This is a genomic window from Rathayibacter sp. PhB127, assembly GCF_003751665.1.
GTDB classification, from domain to species: domain Bacteria; phylum Actinomycetota; class Actinomycetes; order Actinomycetales; family Microbacteriaceae; genus Rathayibacter; species Rathayibacter festucae.
The window spans coordinates 332,975-356,592 of sequence record NZ_RKHW01000001.1 but is presented as its reverse complement, the minus strand read 5'-3'; the positions used below and the strand labels follow the sequence as shown (position 1 = coordinate 356,592).

The following is a 23,618-nucleotide window of genomic DNA, read 5'->3' as shown; positions in this document are numbered from 1 at the left end:
CCGGCGACGGTGACGGGTGGTCCGGCTCGATGCTCGCGAGAGGCGCAGGCCGGCGCCAGCGCCCGGAGCCTGTCCCCCGTCAGTGGGACGGCGTTCGATGGCAGCCGCTTCCGGGCGAGACGCAAGGGGCTTCCGGGCGCGGAGGAGGCGTCCTAGCGTTGCCCTATGAGCAGCTCCGAGAACGACATCGAGACCACCCCCGTCGACCCCGAGGAGACCACCGGCAGCGCCGGCACCGGGAACCCCGCCGGACTCGACGAGGTGGGCAGCCCGTCCCCCGATGGACCCGACGGCGTCGACGCCGCGGGCGAGGAGCAGAACCCGCCCCTGCCCGACTGGGGACCCACCGACGGCGTCCACGGCACCGACGCGGAGACCGCCGACGGCACCGACGCGTCGGGCACCGCCGGTCACTGACCGCCCCTCCGCAGGGCCCTCGCACCTCCCCTCCGGCACCGCGCCGGCCGGGAAGCGCGGGGGCCCTGCGCCGTCCCTCCGTGTTCGCCGGAACGTCGCCGGAGGCCCCCGCCGGCGGCCCTACACTGGCGCAATGCAGCCGAACGAACGCGCTCTCCGCGTGATCTCCTACAACCTCCGGGAGCACCGGGCGCACGGCGAGATCGCCCCTCTCGCCGCCCGGCACGACGTCGACGTCCTCTGCCTCCAGGAGTGCGACACCACCAAGCTCCCCCAGGAGCTCGGCGATCTGCGGCTCGCCTCGGTGACCGCGCGCAACCGCCTCGGGCTCGCCGTCTACTACTCGCATGCCCGCTTCGAGCTCCTCGGCAGCGCCGCGTTCGAGCTCAGCAAGTCGATGCACGACCGGGTGATGTCCCCCGCTCACGAGCGCCTGCTCGCCGTCCGGCTCGAGGACCGCGAGGGCGGATCGATCGCCGTCTCGTCCTTCCACGCGGCTCCGCTCTCGGCCGGCAACGCGCTGCGCCGGAAGCAGATCGGCGAGGCGCTCGACCGTCTCCGCGACTACGCCCCGGACACCCCGTCGCTGATGGTCGGCGACTACAACTACCCCTGGTTCTTCCGCGGACTCGACCGCAAGATGACGCGGAACGGCTACCTCGTGTCGCGCAGTGATTCCCCGACCTACGCGCGCTACCGCTACTTCAGCGGGCACTTCGACTTCGCGATCAGCGACTCGGTGCGGATCGAGCGGGTCTCGACCCTGCCGCAGGGCGTCTCCGACCACCTCCCGGTGCTGGTGGACGCGCACTACGACGTGCGCGCCGCATGACCGGCCGGGTTCCCCGCTGCGGTCGGGCTCCCAGGGGCCGCCTCGGTAGGCTCGTCGAGTGACGACCCTGATCCTCGCCCGGCACGGAGAGACCGTCTGGCACGCCGAGAACCGCTACGCGGGCTCCTCCGACATCGCACTGACCCCGCTCGGCCAGGACCAGGCGGCGACGCTCGCCTCCTGGGCCGTCGATGCCGAGCTCGACGCGGTGTACTCCTCCACCCTGGTCCGCGCCGTGCGGACCGCCGTCCCCGCCGCCCGGGCCGCCCACCTCGAGGTGCAGCTCGACCCGGCCCTCGTCGAGGTCGACTTCGGCCAGGGCGAGGGGCTGACGAACGCCGAGATGGAGAAGCGGTTCCCCGACGAGTACCGCGCCTGGGTCGCCGCGCCCGCGATCCAGCCGATGCCCGGCGGCGAGTCCGGCCTCGACGCCGTCGCCCGCGCCAACACGGCGCTCGCCCGCATCCACCGCGACCACCCGGACGGCCGCGTGCTCGTCGTCGCGCACGGCACGCTCATCCGGCTCCTGCTCTGCGCCTACCTCGGCATCAATCCCGAGACCTACCGGCACACCTTCCCCTCGGTCGACAACGTGTCGCTGACGACCCTGCTCTGGGACGAGACCGGTGTCGGACTGCTCGGCTACAACGTCCCTCCCGTGCAGAAGCAGCGGCGCTCGAGCTGAACGCCGTCCCGCCCGCCCGGGCGAGCGCGGGGCCGATCGGACTCGTGCTCGGCTCGATCGCGAGCGTGCAGCTCGGCGCGTCCTTCGCCGTCCTGCTCTTCCCCGCCGCCGGGCCGATCGGCACGGTGACCCTGCGCCTGGTCTTCTCCGCGCTGGTGCTGCTCGTCGTCTGCCGGCCGCGGATCCGCGGCTACTCGGGCTCGGACTGGGCCACCGTCGGCGCCTACGGCCTCGCCCTCGGCGGGATGAACGCCTGCTACTACGAGGCGATCGCCCGGATCCCGCAGGGCGCGGCGGTGACGCTCGAGGTACTCGGTCCGCTGGTGCTGTCGGTGATCGCCGGGCGGAGCCTCGTCAGCCTGCTCTGGGCGGCGCTCGCCCTCGGCGGCGTGGTCGTGCTCTCGCAGGGCGGCTTCTCCTCGCTCGACCCCGTCGGCGTCGCCTTCGCGCTCGGCGCGGCGGCGCTCTGGGCCACCTACATCGTCTTCGCCGGGCGGACCGGCGGGCGCTTCCCGCGACTCGACGGCCTCGCGCTCGCGCTGACCGCCGGCGCGATCGTGTCGCTGCCGTTCGGCATCGCCACGGCCGGGCCCGCGCTCGTGCTGCCGCCGGTGCTGCTGCTCGGACTCGCGGTCGCCGTGCTGTCGTCCGCACTGCCCTACGCGCTGGAGCTGCTGGCGCTGCGGCGCCTGCGCTCGTCGACCTTCTCGATCCTGATGGCGCTGGCGCCCGGCGCCGCCGCGCTCTCGGGGTTCCTGGTGCTGGGCCAGCGGCTGACCGCGATCGAGGCGGTCGGCATCGCCCTCGTCGTGGCGGCGAGCGTCGGCGCGGTGCGCACCGCCCGTCGGACCTGACCCGCCCGTCCCGCTGCCGTCGCGGAACGACGGGAGGCGGAGGCCAGGCCGGGGCGCGGGAGCCGCCCTTTCGGGTCGGGCGGCCGATCGGACCAGGTCACCGTACGCGTTGTGTCCCCGGCCTGGTCTGCCTCCGACCGTACTGAGCGCCGCCCGTCCCGCCAAGCTGTCGCGATCGGCGTGGCCACAACGGGGGGGGGATCGGCGGACCGGGATCTCGATACGCCGCTGCGCGGCTACTCGACCAGCATGCTCCTCATCGACTGACCGCACTCACGCTCGGGCTGCTCGATCCCCATCGACCCACTCCATGCTGGTCGAGTAGCCCCGCAGGGGCGTATCGAGCGGAGGGGACGCCCGCTGCGCAGGCCACTCGATCAGCATGCAGCGGGCCAACTCTTTTGTTAGGCTAACTATGTGACTCCTGCCGACACCGATCTCCCCGCCCTCGCCGGCGAGACGCGCATCGCCGTGGGCCGGCTCGGCCGCCGCCTGCGTCAGGAGAAGGCGGAGCACGAGCTGAGCGACGCGCAGTTCGGCGTCCTCGCCCTGCTGCACCGCGAAGGACCGCGCACGCTCGGCGAGCTCGCCGAGGCGGAGCGCGTCCGTCCGCCCTCGATGACACGCACCGTGGGCTGCCTCGCCGACGACGGACTCGTCGAGCGCCTCCCCGACCCGGCCGACGGCCGCGTCACCCGCATCCGCGCGACCGCGCGCGGCTCCGAGCTGGTCCTCGACGTCCGGCGCAGCCGCGACGCCTGGCTCATCGCCCGCCTCCGCGAGCTCGATCCCGCCCAGCGCCGGCTGCTGCACGACGCCGCCGCGCTGCTGCGCGAGGTGGCGGACCGATGAGCGCGATGTTCCGCTCGCTCGCGGTGCCGAACTACCGCATCTGGTTCGCCGGGGCGATGGTCTCCAACATCGGCACCTGGATGCAGCGCACGGCCCAGGACTGGATCGTCATCAACGATCTGACCGACCACGACGCGACCGCGCTCGGCGTGACGATGGCGCTGCAGTTCGGCCCGCAGCTGCTGATGGTCCCCTTCTCCGGCTTCATCGCCGACCGCTTCGACCGCCGGAAGCTCCTGATGGCGACGCAGGCCGCGATGGCCGTCCTCGGCCTCGCGCTCGGCCTGATCGTCGTGACCGGGATCGTCCAGCTCTGGATGGTCTACGTCTTCGCGCTGCTCCTGGGCTTCGCCGCCGCGATCGACGCTCCGGTGCGCCAGACCTTCGTCTCCGCGCTGGTCGAGGAGCGCGACCTCTCCAACGCGGTGTCGCTGAACTCGGCCTCCTTCAACTCCGCGCGGATGATCGGCCCGGCCCTCGCGGGCGTGCTGATCGCGGCGGTCGGCTCCGGCTGGGTCTTCCTCCTCAACGCGGCGAGCTTCATCGCGGTGCTGGTCTCGCTGCGCTTCCTGCACCGGGAGCAACTGCGCTCCGCCCCGCGCGCGACCCGCGGCCCGGGCGCGCTGCTCGAGGGCTTCCGCTACGTCTCGCGGCGGCCGGACATCCTGGTCGTGCTCTCGATCGTCTTCCTGATCGGCACCTTCGGCCTCAACTTCCCGATCTTCGCGTCGACGATGGCGACGGTCGAGTTCGACATGGGCGCGAGCGAGTTCGGCCTGCTCTCCTCCGCCATCGCCGTCGGCTCGGTGGTCGGCGCCCTGCTCTCGGCTCGGCGCGACCGCCCCCGGCTGCGTCTGATCGTCGGCGCCGCCGCGGCGTTCGGCGTCGCGCTCGCCCTCGCCGGCCTGATGCCGACCGTCTGGGCCTTCGCGATCCTGCTGCCCTTCGTCGGCATCGCCGCGCAGACGCTGATGACCTCCGCGAACGGCTACGTCCAGCTCTCGACCACGCCGGAGATGCGCGGCCGGGTGATGGCGCTCTACATGGCGATCTTCATGGGCGGCACCCCGATCGGCGCCCCGCTGATCGGCTGGGTCGCCAACGCCTACGGCCCGCGCTGGGCGATGCTCGTCGGCGCCGCCTCCGGAGCCCTCGCCGCCGGCGTCGGCCTCGGCTGGTACCTGCGCACCCGCCGCCGCGCCCGCGCCGGCGAGCCCGCCGCCCAGGAGGAGGTCGCCCTCGTGACGACCCCCGCCCTCACGCCTCGCGCGTGATCTCCACCCGGACGAACAGCTTCGAGGCGTGCTACTCGGCTCGCGACGAGGGCCTCCCTCGTCCCGAGGCGCGTTCCGCTGCGTCTCGCATCCGCTGATACTGCTCGGGCGGGACCGACTCCAGGATCCGGCGCACACCGTCTCGTCCCGCGAGCGGCCTCACGGCAGCGAAGACGGCAGCACCGTGCAGGTCCTCGTGAGCACGGTGCTGCAGATGGAGCTTCGATTCCCCGGTGAACGCGCGCCTGAGGGTCGGCGACAGGGTCAGCGGGACCCAGGCGTTCCGTTCGACCTCGGTCACCAGGAGCTGGCGCTCGATCCCGCGAGTCACCGCCGCGGCGACCCAGTCGGCGAACTGGACGTTCGCGCTGAGCGCGCTGTCGACGTGCATGGGGGGCTCCACGATCCGCCTCATCTCGGGGTGCTCGCCCGCTCGTCCGAGGATGTGTCCGTACATGAGCGGCAATCGCTTCGCGCGGTCCTTCTCGTTGATCTGGTCGATCGTGACGAGGAGCTGCTGATCTCTGCGATCGGAGTAGGTGCAGAGCCGGTTGAGGGCCTCCCGCATGGCCCTGGTCTCGCGATCGTCCTTGTCGAGATGCGTCTGCTTCGGCGTCCCGATCGGCTTCTCGTCGGCGTAGAAGAACAAGGCCCCACCGAACCTCTCGCAGAGGTGACGGACCAGGCCGTTGAAGACTCGGATCTGCTCCGGATGGTGCTGGGCGGTGAAGGAGTGGAAGATCTCCGAGCCCTTCTTCTCCCACCGCCCCGGATGCTCCGCGCGCGCGATGTCCGGAGCGAAGACGGTCCGCTTCTCGCGATCGAAGAGCTGTCCGAAGCGGCGCGCGGCACCGTCCGGCACGATGAAGCCGGCATACCCGAACGCAGGACTGGTCCTGAACCGAGGGTCCGTCTTCGAGACGAACGCACCGGTCTCGCCGATCTCATCGATGTAGGCCAGCAGCATCCGACGAGTATCCGCCAACGCAGAAACCCACGCGCAAGGCGTGGGTTTCTCGAATTGGCGCTCTGAGGAACTCTTTCATCCCCCGCTACCGGTGATCACGCTAGCACCCGCGTTTCGCGCATCGCCATCGGGGCGCATCGCCGCCCTCGCAGCCCATCCGTACTGGCGCGGAACACAGCCTCCGAGCACCCCGCCCTCACGCCTCGCGCGTGATCTCCACCCGGACGAACAGCTTCGAGGAGTGCGGACCGGCGTAGACGCCGCGGAGAGGCGCGATGTCGTTGTAGTCGCGGCCGCGGCCGACGATCACGTGGCGGTCGCCGATGTCGATGAGGTTGGTGGGGTCGTAGCCGCGCCAGGCGCCGCCGCAGAACCACTCGACCCAGGCGTGCGACTCGCCGACGACGGTCTCGCCGATCGCCGCGTTCGGCTTGGGGTGGAGATAGCCGGAGACGTAGCGCGCCGGGATGCCCGTCGAGCGCAGCGCGCCCAGGACGATGTGAGTGATGTCCTGGCAGACCCCCTCGCGGGCGGTCCACGATTCGGTCGCCGTCGAGTGCACGCCGGTGACGCCCTGGCGGTAGGTCATCTCGCGGCCGATCGTCTCGGCGATCGACAGGGCCGCGTCGCACGGGCCCTCCGCCGCATCGGCCAGCCGGCGGGCGAGCTCGACCAGGTCCTCGGGCGGCGCCGTGCGGTTGGTCTGCTTGAGCTGCTCGACGTACTCGGTCAGCGTCTGGACCTGATCGTCCAGCTGCTCCCAGCCCACGGGGTGGTCGGGGTGCGCCTTGGGCCGGATCTCGACGAGCGAGGTCGCGGTCAGCGAGAGCTCCTGGTGCGGGTCGAGCACGTCGAACGACGAGACCCGGGTGCCCCAGTAGTCGGTGTAGGTGTGCGCGGAGGTGACCGGGCGGATGACCAGGTTCGACGAGAGCACGAGCTGCCCGTCCGAGGACGCCGGGAGCATCCTCGCCTCGTTGTAGGAGGCGACGACGTCGCCCCGGTAGGTGAACCCTGTCGTGTGCGTGATGCGCAGCCTGCTCACAGCGCCTCCCCGATCCAGCTCGGCATGACGTTGGTGGGGAAGTAGCGCTGGCGGATCGCCTCGGAGGCCGATGAGGTCGCCTCCTGCACGCTGTCCATGTGCCGCGGCAGGTCCTCGAGGATCTCGGCGATCGGCCGGTACTCCAGCTCGCTGCGGATCTGGCCGAGCACCCGCTGGGCGTCGCCGGTGTGCCCGACGCGGCCGGTGCGCGGCTCGATGTCGCGCATGCACATCTCGGCACGCGAGACCGAGAAGAGGATCGAGCGCGGGAAGAGGCGGTCGAGCAGGAGGAACTCCGCCGCGTTGCGCGCACTCGGCACGCCGCGGTAGGTGCGGAGGTACGCCTCGTAGGCGCCGCAGGAGCGCAGGATCGTGGTCCAGGACGGGCCGCTCGCCTCGGTCAGCGACCGGGTCGCCAGCAGCCGGGCCGTCATGTCGGCACGCTCGATCGAGCGGCCGAGGGTGAAGAACTGCCAGGCCTCGTCGCGCGAGGTGGCCGACTCGATGATGCCCACGGCGAGCGCCGAGCGCTCGCGCACCCAGCCGAAGAACTCCGACACCCGCTCCCCCGTCACGCGGCGGGGCATCCGGGTGCGCGTGGTGTTCAGGCACTCCCACAGCTCGGTCGAGACGATCTCGCGGGCACGGCGGGCGTTCTCGCGGGCGGCGCCGAGCGAGTAGGCGATCGAGGCGGGGTTCGTGCGGTCGATCGCGAGGATGGTCAGCACGTCGGCGCGGGTGACCTCCTTCATGTCGTCCGGAGCGGTCGATCCCATCACCGACAGCAGCGAGCGGCAGGCGGTGTCCTCGTCGATCCACGGGTCCTCCAGCAGGAGCTGCAGGTGGACGTCGAGGATGCGTGCGGTGCCGTCGGACCGCTCGATGTAGCGGCCGATCCAGAACAGCGACTCGGCGATCCGGGAGAGCATCAGGCGTCCTCCCCTGCGGCGAGCGTCTGCTGCTGCTGCTGGTCCTGGTCGTGGTTGGCCGCGTCCTGCGGCGACTGGTCGGGCGTGTGGTTCAGCGGATAGACGATCGGGATCGAGCTGGTCACCGCGGCCTGGTCCTCGACGAGTCCGGAGATGTCGTGGGCGTCCGGCTCGGTGGTCTGCTGGCCCTCGAGGCCGACCACCCAGGTGTCCTTCGAGCCGCCGCCCTGCGACGAGTTGACGACCAGCTGGCCCTCGGGCAGCGCCACCCGGGTGAGACCGCCGGGCAGGACCCAGATGTCCTTGCCGTCGTTGACCGCGAAGGGGCGCAGGTCCGCGTGCCGGGGCCGCATGCCGTCGTCCACCAGCGTCGGGATCGTCGAGAGCTGCACCACCGGCTGCGCGATCCAGCCGCGCGGATCGGCCTGGAGCCGCGAGCGGAGCTCGGCCAACTCCTTCGCCGAGGCGGCCGGCCCGACCACGAGGCCCTTGCCGCCGGAGCCGTCGACCGGCTTCACGACGAGCTCGTCGAGGCGGTCAAGCACCTCCTCGAGCGCGCCCGGATCCTCCAGGCGCCAGGTGTCGACGTTCTTGATCACCGGCTCCTCCGAGAGGTAGTAGCGGATCAGGTCGGGCAGGTAGGTGTAGACGAGCTTGTCGTCGGCGACGCCGTTGCCGACCGCGTTCGCGATCGTGACATTGCCGAGGCGCGCGGCGAGCATCAGACCGGGCGAGCCGAGCATCGAGTCGGCGCGGAACTGCAGCGGGTCGAGGAACTCGTCGTCGACTCGGCGGTAGATCACGTCGACGCGGGTGGGCCCGGAGGTCGTGCGCATGAACACCTTGCCGCCGGTGCAGAAGAGGTCGCGGCCCTCGACCAGCTCGACGCCCATCAGCCGGGCGAGCAGGGTGTGCTCGAAGTAGGCCGAGTTGTAGACGCCCGGCGTGAGCACGACGACGGTGGGGTCGTCGACGCCCTCCGGGGCGGAGGCGCGCAGGGCCTGGAGCAGGCGGTTGGGGTAGTCGCCGACCGGGCGCACCCGCATCGAGACGAACAGCTCGGGCAGCGTCTGCGCCATCACCCGGCGGTTCGAGATGACGTAGGAGACTCCGGAGGGCACGCGGACGTTGTCCTCGAGGACCCGCCAGTCGCCGACCTCGTCGCGGATCAGGTCGATGCCGGACACCTGGATCCGCACGCCGTTGGCCGGCTCGATCCCGGCGGCCTGGCGGTGGAAGTGGCTGGAGCTGGAGAGCAGGGCGGCGGGGATCACGCCGTCCTTCACCGCGTTCTGCGGGCCGTAGACGTCGGCGAGGAAGGCCTCGAGCGCGCGGACGCGCTGCTTGATGCCGCTCTGCACCTCGTTCCACTCGGCGCTCTCGATCACGCGCGGGACGGCGTCGAGCGGGAAGGGCCGCTCCTCGCCCGCGAAGTCGAAGGTCACGCCCTGCGCGAGGTAGGAGGAGGCGAGCGCATCGGTGCGACCGCGCAGCTCCTCCTGCGTCATCCGCGCGAGCGAGGAGTAGATGTCGCGGTAGGAGTCGCGGACGCCGGCGGGGCCGCTCGTCGCCGCGACATCGGCGAACATCTCGTCCCAGGGTGAGGCGCCCGTGCGGGGCCGCTCGACCTTCTGGGACCCGTATCCGTCGAAGAGGTCACCCATGGCACGACTCTAGTGCGGGGCAGATTGCGGGGATGTTTCGGGCGGCCGGAGGGAGAGGAGCCCGCCCGTCACCCGATCGTGAGCGCCCGGGAGATCCGGTCGGCGTCGAAGGCGCGGGCCATCCTCCGCCGCTCCCCGACGGGGAGGCCGAGCTCGATCGCGACGGCCTCCCACTCCCGCACCTGCTCCGCGGTCTCCCGCACGATCCGCGCGGCGTCGGGGCGGGTGAGTCGGTAGGCGTCGGCCGTCGCCAGGAGCTCGCCGAGGTCGCGGTGGCGGGGGTCGTCGCGGTCGCTGATCGGCCGCGAGTGCACGACTCCGGTGCTCGTGCTCGCGTTCACGTCGAAGAGCGGGGCGAGACGCCAGCCTCCGTCCTGCCGGAGGAAGCCGTGGTTGCGCCAATGGTCGTCGACGTTGTTCACGAGGACCGTCAGAGCGATCCGGGTGAACATCTCCCGCAGGTCCGTGCGCGGATCGGCGCTGAGGTCCGCCAGCACGTCCGAGAACTGCTCGTACGAGTATCGGCCGAGATCGTTCGCGCCGATCTCCAGGGCGGAGGCGGCGGAGAGGTAGGCGCGACGACCGCCGGCGGCGGTGCGGTCGAACCGGTCGAGCAGCAGCACGCTCTTCTCCGCCGAGGCGCGCAGCAGCGTCCACGCGGGAGTCCGGAGGCCGATCCGCTCGGCCAGGACGAGCACCACCGCCTCCCAGCGCTCGACGTCGAGACCCTCGTCCTTCGAGTGCGGGAGCTTCGCGAGAGCGAGGCGGCCGTCGGCGCGGAGGACGTTGGCTTTCGGTCGAGCTCCACCGGGCGAGGTCGCGATCCCGGAGAGGTAGGCGACGTCCTCCTCGGAGGCGTCGTCCGCCTCGTAGCGCGCCGCCACGCGCAGGATCCGCTCGATCTCGTGGACGTTCGCCACCCCGGTGTCCGAGGAGGACCACTCCTCCGCGCCGGGCAGCCGGAAGCGGAGCGCGCCCATCCGGGCGGCGTCGGAGACGCCCAGCAGGTGGTCCCAGGCACCCCGCAGTGCGGGCGCGGCCGGATCCTGCCTTCGGAGAGCGCCGTGATTCGCCTCGATCAGACGCCGACCCCATTCGTCCGGCGACGCGTCCTCGAGCGCACCGGGGAGCGAGTGCGACTCGGGCGTCCAGATCCTGCCGCTGACGAGGGGCAGATCGGGCGAGATCGCGAAGGCGCCGGGCGAGGCCAGGTAGTCGGAGTCGTACTGGAAGGACGACGAGGCGAGGACGCGCCCCGCGAACGACGGATGGAGGGTGCCGACCCGCACGAGTCCCCGCGATTCGTCGTCGAGATGGACCTCGACCGGCCCGGCAGTCACACTGAGCCGCCGGCGCCGAGGATCGCGTCGATGCGAGCCCGCGCCGTCTCGCTGCGGTAGGGGTCGGTCGCCTGGACGAGGGAGTCCGCGATGCCGAGCGCCCCGAGGACCGCGATGACCGAGTCGAGGCGGGCCGAGCCGTCCCCCGCCTCCAGGCGGCGCAGCGTCTCGCGGGTGACGCCCGCCCGCTCGGCGAGCGAGGACGCGGTCATCCCGTTCACAGCTCGCCAGCGCCGGATGTTGGCGCCGATCTCGGCCAGCTGGAGGGAGCGGCGAGGCGACCGTCGTGCGACCATGCGAAGACTCCTGAACTCTGTAAGTTACAGACTATCGCCGATTGGCACCTTTACCGTTCAGAATGCCTACCGCCCCCCTTGGCTGAGTGCGCGGGAATATCCCCAGCCGCACGTGGTTGGATGAGGATGTACATGCGAACGCATGGATCAGGTCTCGCCAGGACGGGGCCACGGAGAGAAGGAGCGCCCGATGCAGTTCGGCATCTTCACGGTCAGCGACATCACCACCGACCCCACGACAGGCCGCACCCCGACCGAGTCCGAGAAGATCGCGGCCACCGTCGCGATCGCCCAGAAGGCGGAGGAGATCGGCCTCGACGTCTTCGCGCTCGGCGAGCACCACAACCCGCCGTTCTGGTCCTCCTCCCCCACGACGACCCTCGCCTACATCGCCGCGAAGACCGAGCGGCTCCAGCTCAGCACCGCGATGGCGCTGATCACCACGAACGACCCGGTGAAGCTCGCCGAGGACTACGCGATGCTCCAGCACCTCGCCGGCGGCCGCGTCGACCTGATGCTCGGCCGCGGCAACACCGGCCCGGTCTACCCGTGGTTCGGCAAGGACATCCGCCGCGGCATCGAGCTGACGATCGAGAACTACGACCTGCTGCATCGCCTCTGGACGGAGGAGTTCATCGACTGGGAGGGCCAGTTCCGCACGCCGCTCCAGGGCTTCCAGTCGACCCCGCGCCCGCTCGACGGCGTCGCCCCCTTCGTCTGGCACGGCTCGATCCGCTCGCCGCAGATCGCCGAGCAGGCCGCGTACTACGGCGACGGCTTCTTCGCGAACCACATCTTCTGGCCCGCCTCGCACACCGCGAAGATGGTGCAGCTCTACCGCCAGCGCTTCGAGCACTACGGCCACGGCAGCGCCGACCAGGCGATCGTCGGACTCGGCGGCCAGATCTTCCTGGCGAAGAACTCGCAGGACGCGGTCTCGCAGTTCCGCCCCTACTTCGACAACGCCCCGGTCTACGGCCACGGCCCCTCACTCGAGGACTTCACCGAGCAGACCCCGCTCACCGTGGGCTCGCCGCAGGAGATCGTCGACCGCACCCTCGGCTTCCGCGAGTACGTCGGCGACTACCAGCGCCAGCTGTTCCTGATGGACCACGCGGGTCTGCCGCTGAAGACCGTCCTCGAGCAGATGGACATGCTCGGCGAGATCCTGCCCGCCCTGCGCGCCGGCTTCGCCGAGGGCCGCCCGGCGCACGTGCCGGACGCGCCCACCCACTCCTCGCTCGTCGCCGCCCGCGCCGAGCAGCCCGTCCCCGTCAGCGCCTAGGAGGCCCCGCCCATGGACACCCGCAGGATCACCGTCCTCTCGGCCGGTCTCAGCACGCCGTCCTCCACCCGCCTGCTCGCCGACCGCCTCGCCGACGCCGCGGAGGCCTCGCTCACCGAGCAGGGCTTCGCCGTCGAGCGCAGCGTCGTCGAGCTGCGCGACCTCGCGCACGACGTCACGAACAACCTGCTGACCGGCTTCGCGAGCCCCGCTCTGCAGACCGCGCTCGACGCGGTGGCCGGCGCGGACGGCCTGATCGCCGTGACGCCGATCTTCACCACCAGCTACAGCGGACTGTTCAAGTCGTTCGTCGACGTGCTCGACACCGAGGCGCTGCGCGGGCTGCCCGTGCTGCTCGCCGCGACCGGCGGCTCGCCCCGCCACTCGCTCGCGGTCGACTACGCGATGCGCCCGCTCTTCAGCTACCTGCACGCCGCTCCCCTGTCGACGACGGTCTTCGCCGCGACCGAGGACTGGGGCGGGGCCACCGAGGACGGGCGGGCGCTGCCCTCCCGGATCGAGCGGGCCGGGCGCGAGCTCGCAGCGGAGGCGGCGCGCACCTCCCGCGCTCCCGCGGACCCGTGGGCGCTGGACGGCTCGTTCGAGGGGATGCTCGGCCGCCGGCCGTGAGCGGCACCTCTCTCACAGGAACGCGGATCCGTCCAGTAGCGGCGCCCGCAGGAGCCCGCAGCTAGCCTCCCCTCGGAGGGCCCGCCGGTGGCCCCCGAGGGGAGGCCATGATGGCTCTGGACAGGACGTCGCGCGGCAGGAGCGCCTTCGATCGGGTGACGCTGGATCGGCGCCGCTTCCTCAGCGCCCTGGGCGTCGCCGCCTCGGTGCCCGTGCTGGCCGGCTGCGGCTTCGCACCGGCCCGCCCCGCGGCGAGCGCCGACAGCGGCACCCTCACCTTCACCACCTGGGGCACCGACGCCGAGCTGGCCGGCTTCCAGCGCGCGATCGACCGCTTCCAGGAGGCGAACCCCGGCTCGACCGTGGCGCTCAACTCCGTGCCGTACGAGCAGATGTTCACCAACATCGACGCGCAGCTGCAGGCGGGCAACCCGCCGGACGTCTTCCGCGTGCCGTACTACACCTTCGGCAGCTACGCCGGTCGCGACCAGCTGCTCGACCTCACCCCGCACCTCGAGGCGGACGTGGCCGAGCGCTTCACCGACCCGGCCTGGGCCGCGGTGCAGAGCGGCGGCAGCCCGTTCGGCGTGCCGCACCACACGGACACCTCGCTGATCCTCTACAACACCGAGGCGCTCGCCACCGCGGGCATCTCCGACTTCCCGGCCTCGCCGGACGAGGCGTGGACGTGGGAGGAGTTCACCGAGGTCGGCCGGAAACTGCGCGCCTCGCTCCCCGCCGAGCGCTACCCCTTCGCCTACAACTGGCAGGGCAACGGCGTGACCCGCTGGCTGAGCCTGCTCTTCCAGGCCGACGGCCGCTTCCTCACCGAGGACCTCTCCGCTCCCGCGATCGACTCCGACGCCGGTCGCGCGGCGATCGACTTCAGCCGCAGCTTCTTCACCGACGGCCTCGTGCCGCCGAGCAGCTCGATCCAGGCGACGACCTACGCGAGCGACCTCTGGTACTCGCAGACCACCGCGATGACCTTCGGCGGGGCGTTCCTCATCCCGGACGCGGAGTCGACGCTCGACTTCGAGTGGGGCGCGACCTACTCGCCGCGGAACGTGCGCGGCGGCGGCGACTTCGGCGGCAACGCCCTCGTCGCGACCAAGGCGACCGCGAACCCTGAGCTCGCGGCGGCGTTCCTCGCCTTCGTGACCGAGGAGGAGCCGATGCGCGACTTCTGCGCCGGCGCCTCGCTGCTGCCCACCCGCCGCGACCTGACCGAGTCGGGCATCGAGTTCGAGGTGCGCCCCGAGCTCGCGGAGGTCTTCCTCGGCCAGGCGGGCACCGTGCAGGCGTCCGACGCGGCGCAGGTGGCCTCGCCGGACATGGCGGCGATCATCGCGGTGCTGAAGGACCAGCTGGAGCAGGCGTTCGTCGGCGGCCAGAGCACCGAGGACACGATCGCGAAGCTCAGCTCCGGCATCGCCACCGCCGTGCAGTGAGCGGCAGGATCCGGTGACCCGCACCCTCCCCGCGCCCGAGGAGGTGACGGCGCGACCTCGCCGCACCTCCCGGGCGCCCGCCGCCCGTGAGACGGTGGCCGCCTACGGGTTCCTCGCGCCGAACCTGCTGATGCTGGCGCTGTTCGTCTTCGTGCCGCTGGTCGGCGCGTTCCTGCTCAGCTTCCAGCGCACCAACGGCTTCGGCGACGGCGTCTTCATCGGTCTGGACAACTACGGCCGGCTGCTCAGCGACCCGCTGTTCTGGCGCTCGACCCTCAACACCGCGCTGTTCACGCTGATCGTCACGCCGCTGTCGATGGCGCTCGGGCTGGGCGCCGCGGTGCTCCTCAACTCGGTGCTGCCGGCCCGGCCCGTCTTCCGCTCGATCCTGATCCTGCCGATGGCCGTCTCGGGTGTCGCGACGGCGCTGATGGGGGTGCTGATCTTCGACGAGAACAGCGGGGTGCTCGACGGGCTGCTGCAGACGATCGGCCTGCCGCGCATCGCCTGGCAGTCGGGCGGCGCGGCGGCCTTCGCCTCCGTGATCCTCGTGACGCTCTGGTGGCGGACCGGCTTCAACATGCTGATCTACCTGGCCGGGCTGCAGGGCGTGAACCCCGCGCTCTACGAGGCGGCGCGGCTGGACGGCGCGAACGGCTGGCAGCAGTTCCGGCACGTGACGGTGCCGCTGGTCGGGCCGTCGACGTTCTTCCTGCTCATCCTCAACGTCATCTACTCGTTCCAGGTCTTCGACATCGTCTTCGTCCTCACCGGCGGCGGGCCGCAGAACTCCACGTCGGTGCTGGTGACCTACGCCTACGACACCGGCTTCGTCACCCGCGATCAGGGCTACGCGGCGGCGATCGGCATCGTCCTGCTGATCCTGACGATGATCTTCACCGCCGTGCAGTGGCGCACGAACCGCTCGAGGGACCTCGTCGAATGAACCGCGTCTCCCGCTCGACGACCGCACTCCGGCTCGTCCTGGCGATCCTCGTCTCCCTCGTCATCCTCTTCCCGCTCTACTGGATGCTCGTCGTCGCGTTCTCCTCGCGCGCCGAGCTGCTCGGCGGCACGCTGCGGCTGTGGCCGCGCGAGTTCACGCTGGCCAACTTCGAGCGCGTCTTCGACTCGTTCCCGGTCGCGACCTGGTTCGGCAACTCGCTCGCGATCAGCCTCACCACCGCGCTGATCACCGTGGCGATCAACCTGCTCGGCGGCTACGCCTTCGCGCAGCTGCGCTTCCGCGGCTCCGGCGTGCTCTTCCTGCTGGCCCTGTCGACGCTGACGCTCCCCGTGCAGGTGATCATGGTGTCGCTCTTCCGGCTCGTCACCGATCTCGGCCTCTACGGCAGCTACTGGGCGGTGATCCTGCCGACGGCGGCCTCGGCCTTCGGGCTGTTCCTCGCGCGGCAGTTCATCCTCGCGATCCCTCGCGACCTGATCGAGGCGGCCCGGATCGACGGGGCCGGCCACTTCCGCGTCTTCACCCGGATCGTGCTCCCGCTCTCGAAGCCGCTGATCGCCGTTCTGTTCTTCATGTCGCTCCTCGGCTCCTGGAACGACTTCGCCTGGCCGCTGATCGCCCTCAAGGAGAACGTCCTCTTCACCCTCCCGATCGGGCTGCTCTACCTGCAGGGGCAGTTCGGCAGCGACTACGGCGGAACGATGGCCTTCGCGCTGGTGAACGTGCTGCCGATGGTCGTGCTGTTCCTGATCTTCCAGCGCTACTTCGTGCAGGGCTTCGCCCGCAGCGGGCTGCGCTGAGCGGTCCCGCTCGGTGCCGGATCGACTGCTTCTGTCACGGCCGTATGTCAATCCCGGCTATTGCGCTCCCCGTTGTCGCGGCACCGCGGTACCGTCTACCCAGGCGCTCGTCCTGAGCGCCGCGGAGCACGTCGCTCCAGCAGAAGGCGGGGTCGTCGTGAGCACCATCGCCGCCAATGCCGCCCAGCAGCGGGTGGCCGGGCGCTACTTCCTGATCGAGCGGATCGGCTCGGGCGGGATGGGCTCGGTGTACCGGGCCCGCGACGAGACCGTGCAGCGCGAGGTGGCCGTGAAGGTCTTCCGCGCCGAGGCCTCCAACCCCGAGGACGTCGCCCGCCAGGAGCGCGAGGTGCGGATGCTGAGCTCCTTCGCGCACCCCGGGATCGTCAATCTCTTCGACGCCGGCCTGCACAACTTCGGCGGTGAGGTGCGCCGCTACGTCGTGATGGAGCTGGTCGCCGATCCGACCCTCGAAGCGCGGCTCGAGCCCGGCCCGATGGCACCGGACGAGGTCGCCGCGATCGGCACGCAGCTGGCCGAGGCGCTCGCGTACCTGCACGAGCGCGGCGTCGTCCACCGCGACGTGAAGCCCGCGAACATCCTGGTCAGCGAGGTGGCCTCCAGCGGCTACGCCCGCACCGCCAAGCTCACCGACTTCGGCGTCGCCCACTTCATGGACGGCTCGCGCCTCACCAGCGACGGCATCGTGATCGGCACCGCCAGCTTCGTCAGCCCCGAGCAGGTCGCCGGCGAGCCGATCAGCGGCGCCAGCGACGTCTTCTCGCTCGGCCTCGTCCTGCTGGAGGCGATCACCGGGCACCGCGAGTACTCCGGCACCGTGCTCGAGGCCGCGATCGCGCGCCTCAACCGCTCCCCCGTCGTCCCGGCGACGCTGCCCGCACCCTGGCGCGCGCTGCTCACCTCGATGACCGAGCGCGACCCGGCGAAGCGGCCCACCGCCGACCAGGTCGCCCACCGGCTGCGCGCGGGCATGACAGCGTCCAACGCCTCTGGGCTGGATGCGGCGTCCGCTCCCGACGGCCGCGCCGTCCGCCTGCGCCGCGCCGTCATCATCGGCTCGAGCGTCGTCGGCGTCGGCGCCGTCGCCGCCCTCTCCTGGATGCTCGGGATGCTCGCCGGCCGCTGAGCCGCACCCCCGTGGGCCGAGCAGCGGCGCGCGGCAGCCCGCACGCTGGTCGGACAGCCGCGTCGCGGCATTCCATGCTGGTCGAGTAGCCGAGCAGCGGCCACCTCATGCCGGTCGAGGAGCCACGCAGCGGCAGCACCTCATGCTGATCGAGCAGCCGCGCAACGGCCGCCTCTCATGGTGGTCGAGTAGCCGCGCAGCGGCGTATCGAGACCCACGCACCTCCAGCGCACGGTCGAGCCCACCGTAAGCGAGAGAGACCGGATCTCGAAGCGCCTGGCCAGCGAGCCGCGCTGAGCGCCAGCGAGCGCGCACGAGACGACACGACCTTGTGAGTCGACGAAGCCTCACGTACCGTGACGTCCCGTCGGGCTTTGAGAGCCCGATGACCGCAGGGTCTCGATTCGATCAACGGAGATAGAACATGAAGAAGAAGCACGGGTCGCTTCTCGTCTCAGGGGCCGTTACCGCGGCACTCGCCTTCGGAGGCGCGACGACCGCGTCGGCATTCCCGATCTACGAGGACGCGGACTACCGCGGGTACGCCTACCAGGCGACATGGGGTCAGAAGGACGGCCTCGGCTCGGTCAATCGGAAGGCGTCCTCACTGAAGGCGCCTGACTCCGGGAAGACCTTCTTCGAGGACCGCAATTTCATGGGCCGCTCGATCTTCCTCCAAGGAGATGTTTCGGCTCTGTCGAGCCTCACATCGAATCTGGGCTGGCTGGAGACCTGGAACGACCGCATCGAGAGCTACCGCTGATGAGCCGTCGGCAAGGGCGTCCTGGCGGTCGGATTGTCCAGGGCGCCCTCGCCGCTGCGGCCTCCGCCGCGATTCTGAGTGGCTGCACTGCCGACGCGGCCGGACCCGACGACTCCGCGCATGCCTACCTGGACTCGGTCAGCGGTGAGATCGTCATGCCGCTGGACGAGTACGCGTTCTACGGGCGGCATTCCGACCAGCAGGTCTTCGAGGCGGCCGCTCGAGCCGCGATCGAAGAGTGCGTGACGTCGAAAGGGTTGACCCACTCCATCGCTCGCATACAAGCCGACCCGGCGACCGACCTCGACGACCGGACTTTCGGAATCTGGGAGGAGCGACGCGCGGCGCGCTACGGCTTCGGCTTCGCGGCGTCACCACTGGACGTCGCGCTCGAGGAGGCGCGAGCGATCGGAGGAATGCAGTGGTCCGTGGCGTGGGACTCCTGCAGTCAGGGCGACGAGTCCGTGACGGAGGCGATGCGCGCCGTCACCCCGCCGCAGGACGAACGTCTGAACAGTCTCGCCTCCCGCCTGGAGAGCGAAGCGCTGACGAAGGCGCGCAAAGACGAGCGCTGGCAGCGGGCCCGCGAGCCGTGGGAACAGTGCCTGACAGAGGCCGGGCTCACTCCCGAATCCGGAGAGCACTACGGCTCGAAGCAGTCGAACGCTCTGCCGGAGACGGATGGACGGGGCGGCATCGAGGAGGGGATCCGCCTCGCCTCGATCGAGGCCCGATGCAATACGGAGAGCCGCCTGACTCAGACGCTCGCAGACCTCGAGGCGGCGTACCAGCAGCCCTTGATCGACGCGAACCAGGCGGCGTTGAACGAGGAGAAAGAGCGCAAGCAGCAGCTCCTCGAGGCCGCCCGCGCGTACATCGCCGCGCATGGCTGAGAGCGGCGTCGCCGACAGTGATCGTGCAGTCGCGACAAGCGGGCGACTGCAGCGAGGAGAGCCCGGCGAAGGTGGAAGGGAAGGGACGAGATGACCGACCGATGGCAGCGCGCTGACACTCGAGTCCTCGGCGGTGTCATCGGCGCTCTCCTCGCGGTCGCCAGCCTCAGCGGCTGCGCTGTCGGCGCGACGAAGCCCGACGACTCCGCGCACGCCTACCTGGACTCGGTCAGCGGCGAGATCGTGATGCCGCTGGACGAGTACGCGTTCTACGGGAGGCATGCCGACCACCAGGTCTTCAAGGCAGCCGCGCGGGCGGTGATCGTCGAGTGCGTGAAGTCGAAAGGGTTCACCACCTCTCCCGCCCGCACACAGCCCGACCCGGCGACAGACCTCGACGATCGGACATTCGGACTCTGGGAGGATCAACGCGCAGCGCGCTACGGCTTCGCTTTCGCGGCGTCGCCCATGGACGTCGCGCTGGAGAACGCTCGAGCGGCCGGTGGCGTGCAGTGGTCCGCAGCGTATGACGCCTGCAACCAGGGCGACGAATCCGTGATCGACACGATGGATGCCGTCACTCCGCCGCAAGACGAGCGTCTGAACAGTCTCGCCTCCCGCCTGGAGAGCGAGGCGCTGACGAGAGCGCAGAAAGACGAACGCTGGCAGCGCGCCCGCGAACCGTGGGAGCAGTGCCTGAAGGAGGCCGGGCTCACTCCCGAATCCGGGGAGCACTACATGTCGAAGCAGTCGAACGCCCTGCCGGAGTCGTACGGGGGGAGCAGCAGCGAGGAAGGGATCCGGCTCGCCTCGATCGAGGCCCGGTGCAACACCGAGAGCCGACTGACACAGACGCTCGCCGACCTCGAAGCCGCGTACCAGCAGCCACTGATCGACGCGAATCAAGCGGCGTTGAACGAGGAGAAGGAGCGCAAGCAGCAGCTCCTCGTGGCCGCGCGCGAGTACATCGCCGCGCATGGTTGACGGCGGGGGTGCAGAGCCGAGCAGCATGCGGCTCCGGCGCGTCGAGCACCCTTTGCGGGCGGTCGTCGCGACCCTGGTCCTGCTCGGCTCGATCACGGCCTCCTTCCTGACCGGGCTCCTGGTGCAGGCGCCGGACCACGGACCCGGAGAGCAGGCGCAGCAGTCGATCCAGGTCACCGCGCCTGTGGAGCGACGAGTCGTCGACTCCCGCACGGCGTTCGCCGGCAGCGTCGTCGCCGGGAGCGAGCAGGCGCTCAGCACGATCCCGTCGGGAGTCCCGGCCGTCGTCACCAGACGGACCGTCGACCTCGGCGACGTGGTCCGACCGGGGAGTCTCGTCGGCGCCGTCTCGGGACGACCCGTCTTCGCCGTGCCAGGCCCGCTGGCGCTCTACCGCGATCTGCGAACCGAGGACGAGGGCGACGACGTCTCCTCCCTCCAGCGCGCGCTCCGCGAGACCGGGGCGGACATCGAGGTGACGGGCTGGGTGGACTGGCGGACCACCGCCGCAGTAACGGAGCTCTTCGTCGACAACGGCTTCCCCGCGCCGACCGCCTCCGCCCCCGAGACGGTGGAACCGTCGCCGGCCGATCCTGACCCGTCGGAGCCCGCCTCCTCCCCGACGCCCGAGGTGCAGCAGCCCCGCGTCGTCCGGCCCCCGGGTCCGCTCATCCCCTCCGCGAGCTTCGTCGCGCTGGCGGCGGCCGAGGCGACGGTCACCGGCGCTCTCCCGCTCGGCGCGACGGTCACGAGCGAGGCGCCGCTGGTCACGGTCCGCACCTCTCCGAACACCGTCTCGTTCCGGGCCGACGCGGTGAGCGCTGCGACGCTGACCGATGGGCAGGAGGTAAGCGTGCAGGCCGACACCCGGCAGCTCCCGGGCACGATCACGGCGATCGGGGAGTTCGTCGAGGCCTCGGACGGCAAGGCACCGGGCCGGGACGTCACGGTCGTCTCGGCCGATCCCGCCTTCGCCGGACTCTCGCCGGGACTGAGCGTCACCGTCCTTCCGGAGGCCGTGCACGAGGAGTCCCTCGCAGTGCCGACGGTCGCCCTCCGGCAGGACGCCGAGGGGACCTTCGTCCTCGTGACGGCCGACGCCGAGGCGGACGCCGGAGCCGAGCAGCCGGAGCCCCGGCGCGTGCCCGTCACCGTCGACTACTCGGGGAACGGCTGGACCGCGATCGCCGGCGACGTCCTCGCACCCGGGAGCGAGGTGATCCTGCAGTGACCGTCGGCACGCCTCCCGCGCCGGCCGCCCTCGAGCTGACCGGGATCACCCGGATCTTCGGCGCCGACCCCGCGACCGGCATCCGGGACATCGGCATCACCGTGCGGCAGGGGGAGTTCGTCGCGATCGTCGGTCCGTCCGGCTCGGGCAAGAGCACGCTGCTCAACGTCCTCGGCCTGCTCGACACTCCGACGGCGGGCAGCTACCGCGTCTTCGGGACGGAGGTAGCCTCCCTGCGCGAGCGCGAGCGCGACCGCCTCCGGTCCCGGGTCTTCGGATTCGTCTTCCAGCAGTCGTTCGTCCTCGGCGACGTCTCCGCGCTGCACAACGCGGCCCTCGGCCTGCGCACGCAGCGCGTCCCACTCGCGGAGCGCGGCACCCGGGCGCTGGACGCCCTCGCCCGACTCGGCGTGGAGGCGAGGGCGCACGCCGCCGGGCGGGTCCTCTCCGGCGGTGAGCAGCAGCGTCTCGCCCTCGCGCGCGCCATCGCCACCCGGCCGCGGATCGTCCTCGCCGACGAGCCGACCGGCAATCTCGACCGGGCCAACGGGACGGCGGTGCTCGACTCCCTTCGCGACCTCCACGCCGGCGGAGTCACCGTCGTCCTGATCACCCACGACGAGACGATCGCGGCGGCCGCGGATCGGACGATCCGCATCGTCGACGGCACCGTCGACCCGACCACGGCAGCCTCGCCGCGAGCAGGAGCGCAGAGAGCCGCCGAGGAGGAGGGTGCCGAGGAGGCGGAACCGTCGCGCAGGAGTCCTCACCGCTGGGTCACGGCGCTGGCCGACGACCTCGGCGACGCCGTCGACGTCGTCACCACCCGGCTGGCACGCACCCTATTCCTGCTGCTCGCTTTCGCCCTGGGGATCGGCGGTCTGGTCGCCTCCATCGGGGTCAGCGAGAGCGCCTCCGGGAGTGTCGCGGACCGGCTGAGCGCGGCTGCCCTCGACGAGGTGCGCGTCTCGGTCCCCGGCGGCACGGGTCTCCTGCGTGACGACGATCGTCGCCTCTCCGAGTGGATCGCTTCGGCGTCGTCTCTGCCGCGGGTCACCGGAGTCGGCTCCGCGTCCGTTGCGTCGGGAGGCACCGCCTCGATCCAGCGCCTCTCGCCGACCGAGCCGGAGAGGGGATCGCCGCTGAGGCTGATGTCCGCCTCCTCGGACTACCTGCGGCTCACCGGCGCATCGCCCGTGGGTCCGGACACCTTCGGACTCCTCGACGACCGGTCGCTGCGCGGGATCGCGATCGTCGGCCATGACGCGGCGGCGACGCTCGAGCTCCCTCCTCCAGGACCCGGCTGCCGGCTCTGGGTGAACGGCCGCACGGTCGACGTCGTCGGCGTCCTCGACGCCGGGCCTCGCCAGGCCGACCTCACCGACTCGGTGATCGTCTCCCCCGATGTCCTCGAGGGCGCAGCGGACGTCGCGACGGCACTTCTGATCCGCACCGAGCCCGGGTATCCCGCCGCCGTCGCGGAGGCGGTCCCCCTTCGGCTCGATCCCGCGAACCCCGGACGGTTCGGCGTCGAGACCGTCGCCGACCTCCGCGATCTCCGGACGGGCATCGGCAGCGACCTCGGCGCACTGATCGCGCTGATCTCCCTCATCCTGCTCGTCCTCGCCACCATCAGCGCCGCCACGACCCTCCACCTCTCCGTGCAGGCGAGGGCGCACGAGATCGCACTGCGCCGGGCCGTCGGCGCCAGCAGGACCGCGGTCGGACGCCTCTTCCTCGCCGAGGGCCTCCTCATCGGCCTCCTCGGCGGAGCGGTGGGCGTGGCCGTCGGGAGTGCCTCGACGCTGGTCATCGCCGGGCTGCAGGGCTGGACCCCGGTCCTCGAGTCCTGGCTGCCGGCGGCGGGGCTCGGCGTCGGACTCCTGACGGGACTGGCCGCGTCGACGATCCCCGCCTGGACGGCGAGCCGCCAGGACCCGGCGCTCGCGCTGCGCGCCCGGTGACCCCTGCCGGTCGAGTGGCCGCACAGCGGCGTCTCGAGACCCGCCCACTCCGGAGCGCGAGCCCGGTGGCTCCGCTCTCGGTGACAGTGGATCTCGATACGCCCGCTGCGCGGGCTACTCGATCAGCATGCAGAGGCTGCTGCGCGGGCTACTCGATCGGCATGGAGGGCCTACTCCGCGGGCCGCACGATCATCAGGGGGTTCCCGCTCCGCGGGCTGCACGACCAGTGTGCGGGGGCGGCCGTGCCGGCGGCGGACTCGCGCCTCATGCTGGTCGAGTAGCCGCGCAGCGGCGTATCGAGACCCATCCCCTCCAGAACCCAGGTCCGACGGCTGAGCTCTCGGGGA

Annotated in this window: 23 protein-coding genes; 17 read left to right on the top strand and 6 right to left on the bottom strand. The window is 71.4% G+C overall.

Translation table 11 applies throughout. The annotated features are described in order from the left end of the window. Positions 1 to 165: 165 nt before the first annotated feature. The 6 genes from EDF22_RS01740 (at position 166) to EDF22_RS01715 (ending at position 4,914) form a co-directional block, all read left to right on the top strand. Entirely contained in the window at positions 166 to 417 is a 252-nt protein-coding gene (locus tag EDF22_RS01740) for a hypothetical protein (protein ID WP_123701963.1), read from the top strand. 133 nt (positions 418 to 550) lie between these two features. After that, positions 551 to 1,249: an endonuclease/exonuclease/phosphatase family protein gene (locus EDF22_RS01735; protein ID WP_123444958.1), complete on the top strand. Its 699-nt coding sequence runs from the start codon at positions 551 to 553 to the stop codon at positions 1,247 to 1,249. A gap of 58 nt (positions 1,250 to 1,307) precedes the next feature. Further along, positions 1,308 to 1,934 (top strand): histidine phosphatase family protein, encoded by a 627-nt coding sequence (locus EDF22_RS01730; RefSeq protein ID WP_123444957.1) that lies wholly within the window; start codon positions 1,308 to 1,310, stop codon positions 1,932 to 1,934. Positions 1,935 to 1,978: 44 nt separating this feature from the next. Then, positions 1,979 to 2,788: a DMT family transporter gene (locus EDF22_RS01725; RefSeq protein ID WP_260302417.1), complete on the top strand. Its 810-nt coding sequence runs from the start codon at positions 1,979 to 1,981 to the stop codon at positions 2,786 to 2,788. A 417-nt stretch (positions 2,789 to 3,205) separates the two neighbouring features. Then, positions 3,206 to 3,640 (top strand): MarR family winged helix-turn-helix transcriptional regulator, encoded by a 435-nt coding sequence (locus EDF22_RS01720; RefSeq protein ID WP_123701959.1) that lies wholly within the window; start codon positions 3,206 to 3,208, stop codon positions 3,638 to 3,640. Beyond that, a complete protein-coding gene (locus EDF22_RS01715; RefSeq protein WP_123701957.1) occupies positions 3,637 to 4,914 on the top strand; it encodes an MFS transporter in 1,278 nt (425 codons plus the stop codon). The genes EDF22_RS01720 and EDF22_RS01715 overlap by 4 nt, the downstream gene beginning before the upstream one ends. Before the next feature lie 31 nt (positions 4,915 to 4,945). Here EDF22_RS01715 and EDF22_RS01710 read toward each other — a convergent pair whose 3' ends face one another. The 6 genes from EDF22_RS01710 to EDF22_RS01685 form a co-directional block, all read right to left on the bottom strand. Beyond that, positions 4,946 to 5,881, bottom strand: a complete 936-nt coding sequence (locus EDF22_RS01710; RefSeq protein WP_123701956.1) for a DUF3800 domain-containing protein — start codon at positions 5,879 to 5,881, stop codon at positions 4,946 to 4,948. A 196-nt stretch (positions 5,882 to 6,077) separates the two neighbouring features. After that, complete coding sequence (locus EDF22_RS01705) at positions 6,078 to 6,926, bottom strand: transglutaminase family protein (RefSeq protein WP_123444952.1); 849 nt, start codon at positions 6,924 to 6,926, stop codon at positions 6,078 to 6,080. Continuing rightward, complete coding sequence (locus tag EDF22_RS01700) at positions 6,923 to 7,855, bottom strand: alpha-E domain-containing protein (RefSeq protein ID WP_123444951.1); 933 nt, start codon at positions 7,853 to 7,855, stop codon at positions 6,923 to 6,925. Before EDF22_RS01700 ends, EDF22_RS01705 begins: the two co-directional genes overlap by 4 nt. Beyond that, positions 7,855 to 9,519, bottom strand: coding sequence for a circularly permuted type 2 ATP-grasp protein (locus EDF22_RS01695; protein ID WP_123701954.1), 1,665 nt, complete (start codon positions 9,517 to 9,519; stop codon positions 7,855 to 7,857). The genes EDF22_RS01700 and EDF22_RS01695 overlap by 1 nt, the downstream gene beginning before the upstream one ends. Positions 9,520 to 9,587: 68 nt before the next feature. Continuing rightward, entirely contained in the window at positions 9,588 to 10,859 is a 1,272-nt protein-coding gene (locus EDF22_RS01690; RefSeq protein WP_123701952.1) for a type II toxin-antitoxin system HipA family toxin, read from the bottom strand. Further along, on the bottom strand, positions 10,856 to 11,155 hold the full coding sequence (locus EDF22_RS01685; RefSeq protein WP_123701950.1) for a helix-turn-helix domain-containing protein: 300 nt from the start codon (positions 11,153 to 11,155) through the stop codon (positions 10,856 to 10,858). Before EDF22_RS01685 ends, EDF22_RS01690 begins: the two co-directional genes overlap by 4 nt. Before the next feature lie 190 nt (positions 11,156 to 11,345). On the opposite strand from EDF22_RS01685, the gene EDF22_RS01680 reads away from it, so the two are divergent. The 11 genes from EDF22_RS01680 (at position 11,346) to EDF22_RS01630 (ending at position 23,270) form a co-directional block, all read left to right on the top strand. After that, complete coding sequence (locus tag EDF22_RS01680) at positions 11,346 to 12,440, top strand: LLM class flavin-dependent oxidoreductase (protein ID WP_123701948.1); 1,095 nt, start codon at positions 11,346 to 11,348, stop codon at positions 12,438 to 12,440. Between the two features lie 12 nt (positions 12,441 to 12,452). Next, positions 12,453 to 13,070, top strand: coding sequence for an FMN reductase (locus tag EDF22_RS01675; RefSeq protein WP_123701946.1), 618 nt, complete (start codon positions 12,453 to 12,455; stop codon positions 13,068 to 13,070). A 107-nt stretch (positions 13,071 to 13,177) separates the two neighbouring features. After that, on the top strand, positions 13,178 to 14,521 hold the full coding sequence (locus EDF22_RS01670) for a sugar ABC transporter substrate-binding protein (protein WP_260302396.1): 1,344 nt from the start codon (positions 13,178 to 13,180) through the stop codon (positions 14,519 to 14,521). 13 nt (positions 14,522 to 14,534) lie between these two features. Next, entirely contained in the window at positions 14,535 to 15,467 is a 933-nt protein-coding gene (locus EDF22_RS01665; RefSeq protein ID WP_260302394.1) for a carbohydrate ABC transporter permease, read from the top strand. Continuing rightward, complete coding sequence (locus EDF22_RS01660; RefSeq protein ID WP_123701944.1) at positions 15,464 to 16,288, top strand: carbohydrate ABC transporter permease; 825 nt, start codon at positions 15,464 to 15,466, stop codon at positions 16,286 to 16,288. Before EDF22_RS01665 ends, EDF22_RS01660 begins: the two co-directional genes overlap by 4 nt. Positions 16,289 to 16,445: 157 nt before the next feature. Continuing rightward, positions 16,446 to 17,435 (top strand): serine/threonine-protein kinase, encoded by a 990-nt coding sequence (locus EDF22_RS01655; protein WP_123701942.1) that lies wholly within the window; start codon positions 16,446 to 16,448, stop codon positions 17,433 to 17,435. A 424-nt stretch (positions 17,436 to 17,859) separates the two neighbouring features. Further along, complete coding sequence (locus tag EDF22_RS01650) at positions 17,860 to 18,198, top strand: hypothetical protein (protein ID WP_123701941.1); 339 nt, start codon at positions 17,860 to 17,862, stop codon at positions 18,196 to 18,198. Beyond that, positions 18,198 to 19,091: a hypothetical protein gene (locus EDF22_RS01645; protein WP_123701939.1), complete on the top strand. Its 894-nt coding sequence runs from the start codon at positions 18,198 to 18,200 to the stop codon at positions 19,089 to 19,091. The genes EDF22_RS01650 and EDF22_RS01645 overlap by 1 nt, the downstream gene beginning before the upstream one ends. Before the next feature lie 90 nt (positions 19,092 to 19,181). Then, positions 19,182 to 20,075: a hypothetical protein gene (locus tag EDF22_RS01640; protein WP_123701937.1), complete on the top strand. Its 894-nt coding sequence runs from the start codon at positions 19,182 to 19,184 to the stop codon at positions 20,073 to 20,075. Between the two features lie 25 nt (positions 20,076 to 20,100). Further along, positions 20,101 to 21,306, top strand: coding sequence for a hypothetical protein (locus tag EDF22_RS01635; RefSeq protein ID WP_148059078.1), 1,206 nt, complete (start codon positions 20,101 to 20,103; stop codon positions 21,304 to 21,306). Further along, positions 21,303 to 23,270, top strand: a complete 1,968-nt coding sequence (locus EDF22_RS01630) for an ATP-binding cassette domain-containing protein (RefSeq protein WP_123701933.1) — start codon at positions 21,303 to 21,305, stop codon at positions 23,268 to 23,270. Before EDF22_RS01635 ends, EDF22_RS01630 begins: the two co-directional genes overlap by 4 nt. Positions 23,271 to 23,618 lie beyond the last annotated feature (348 nt).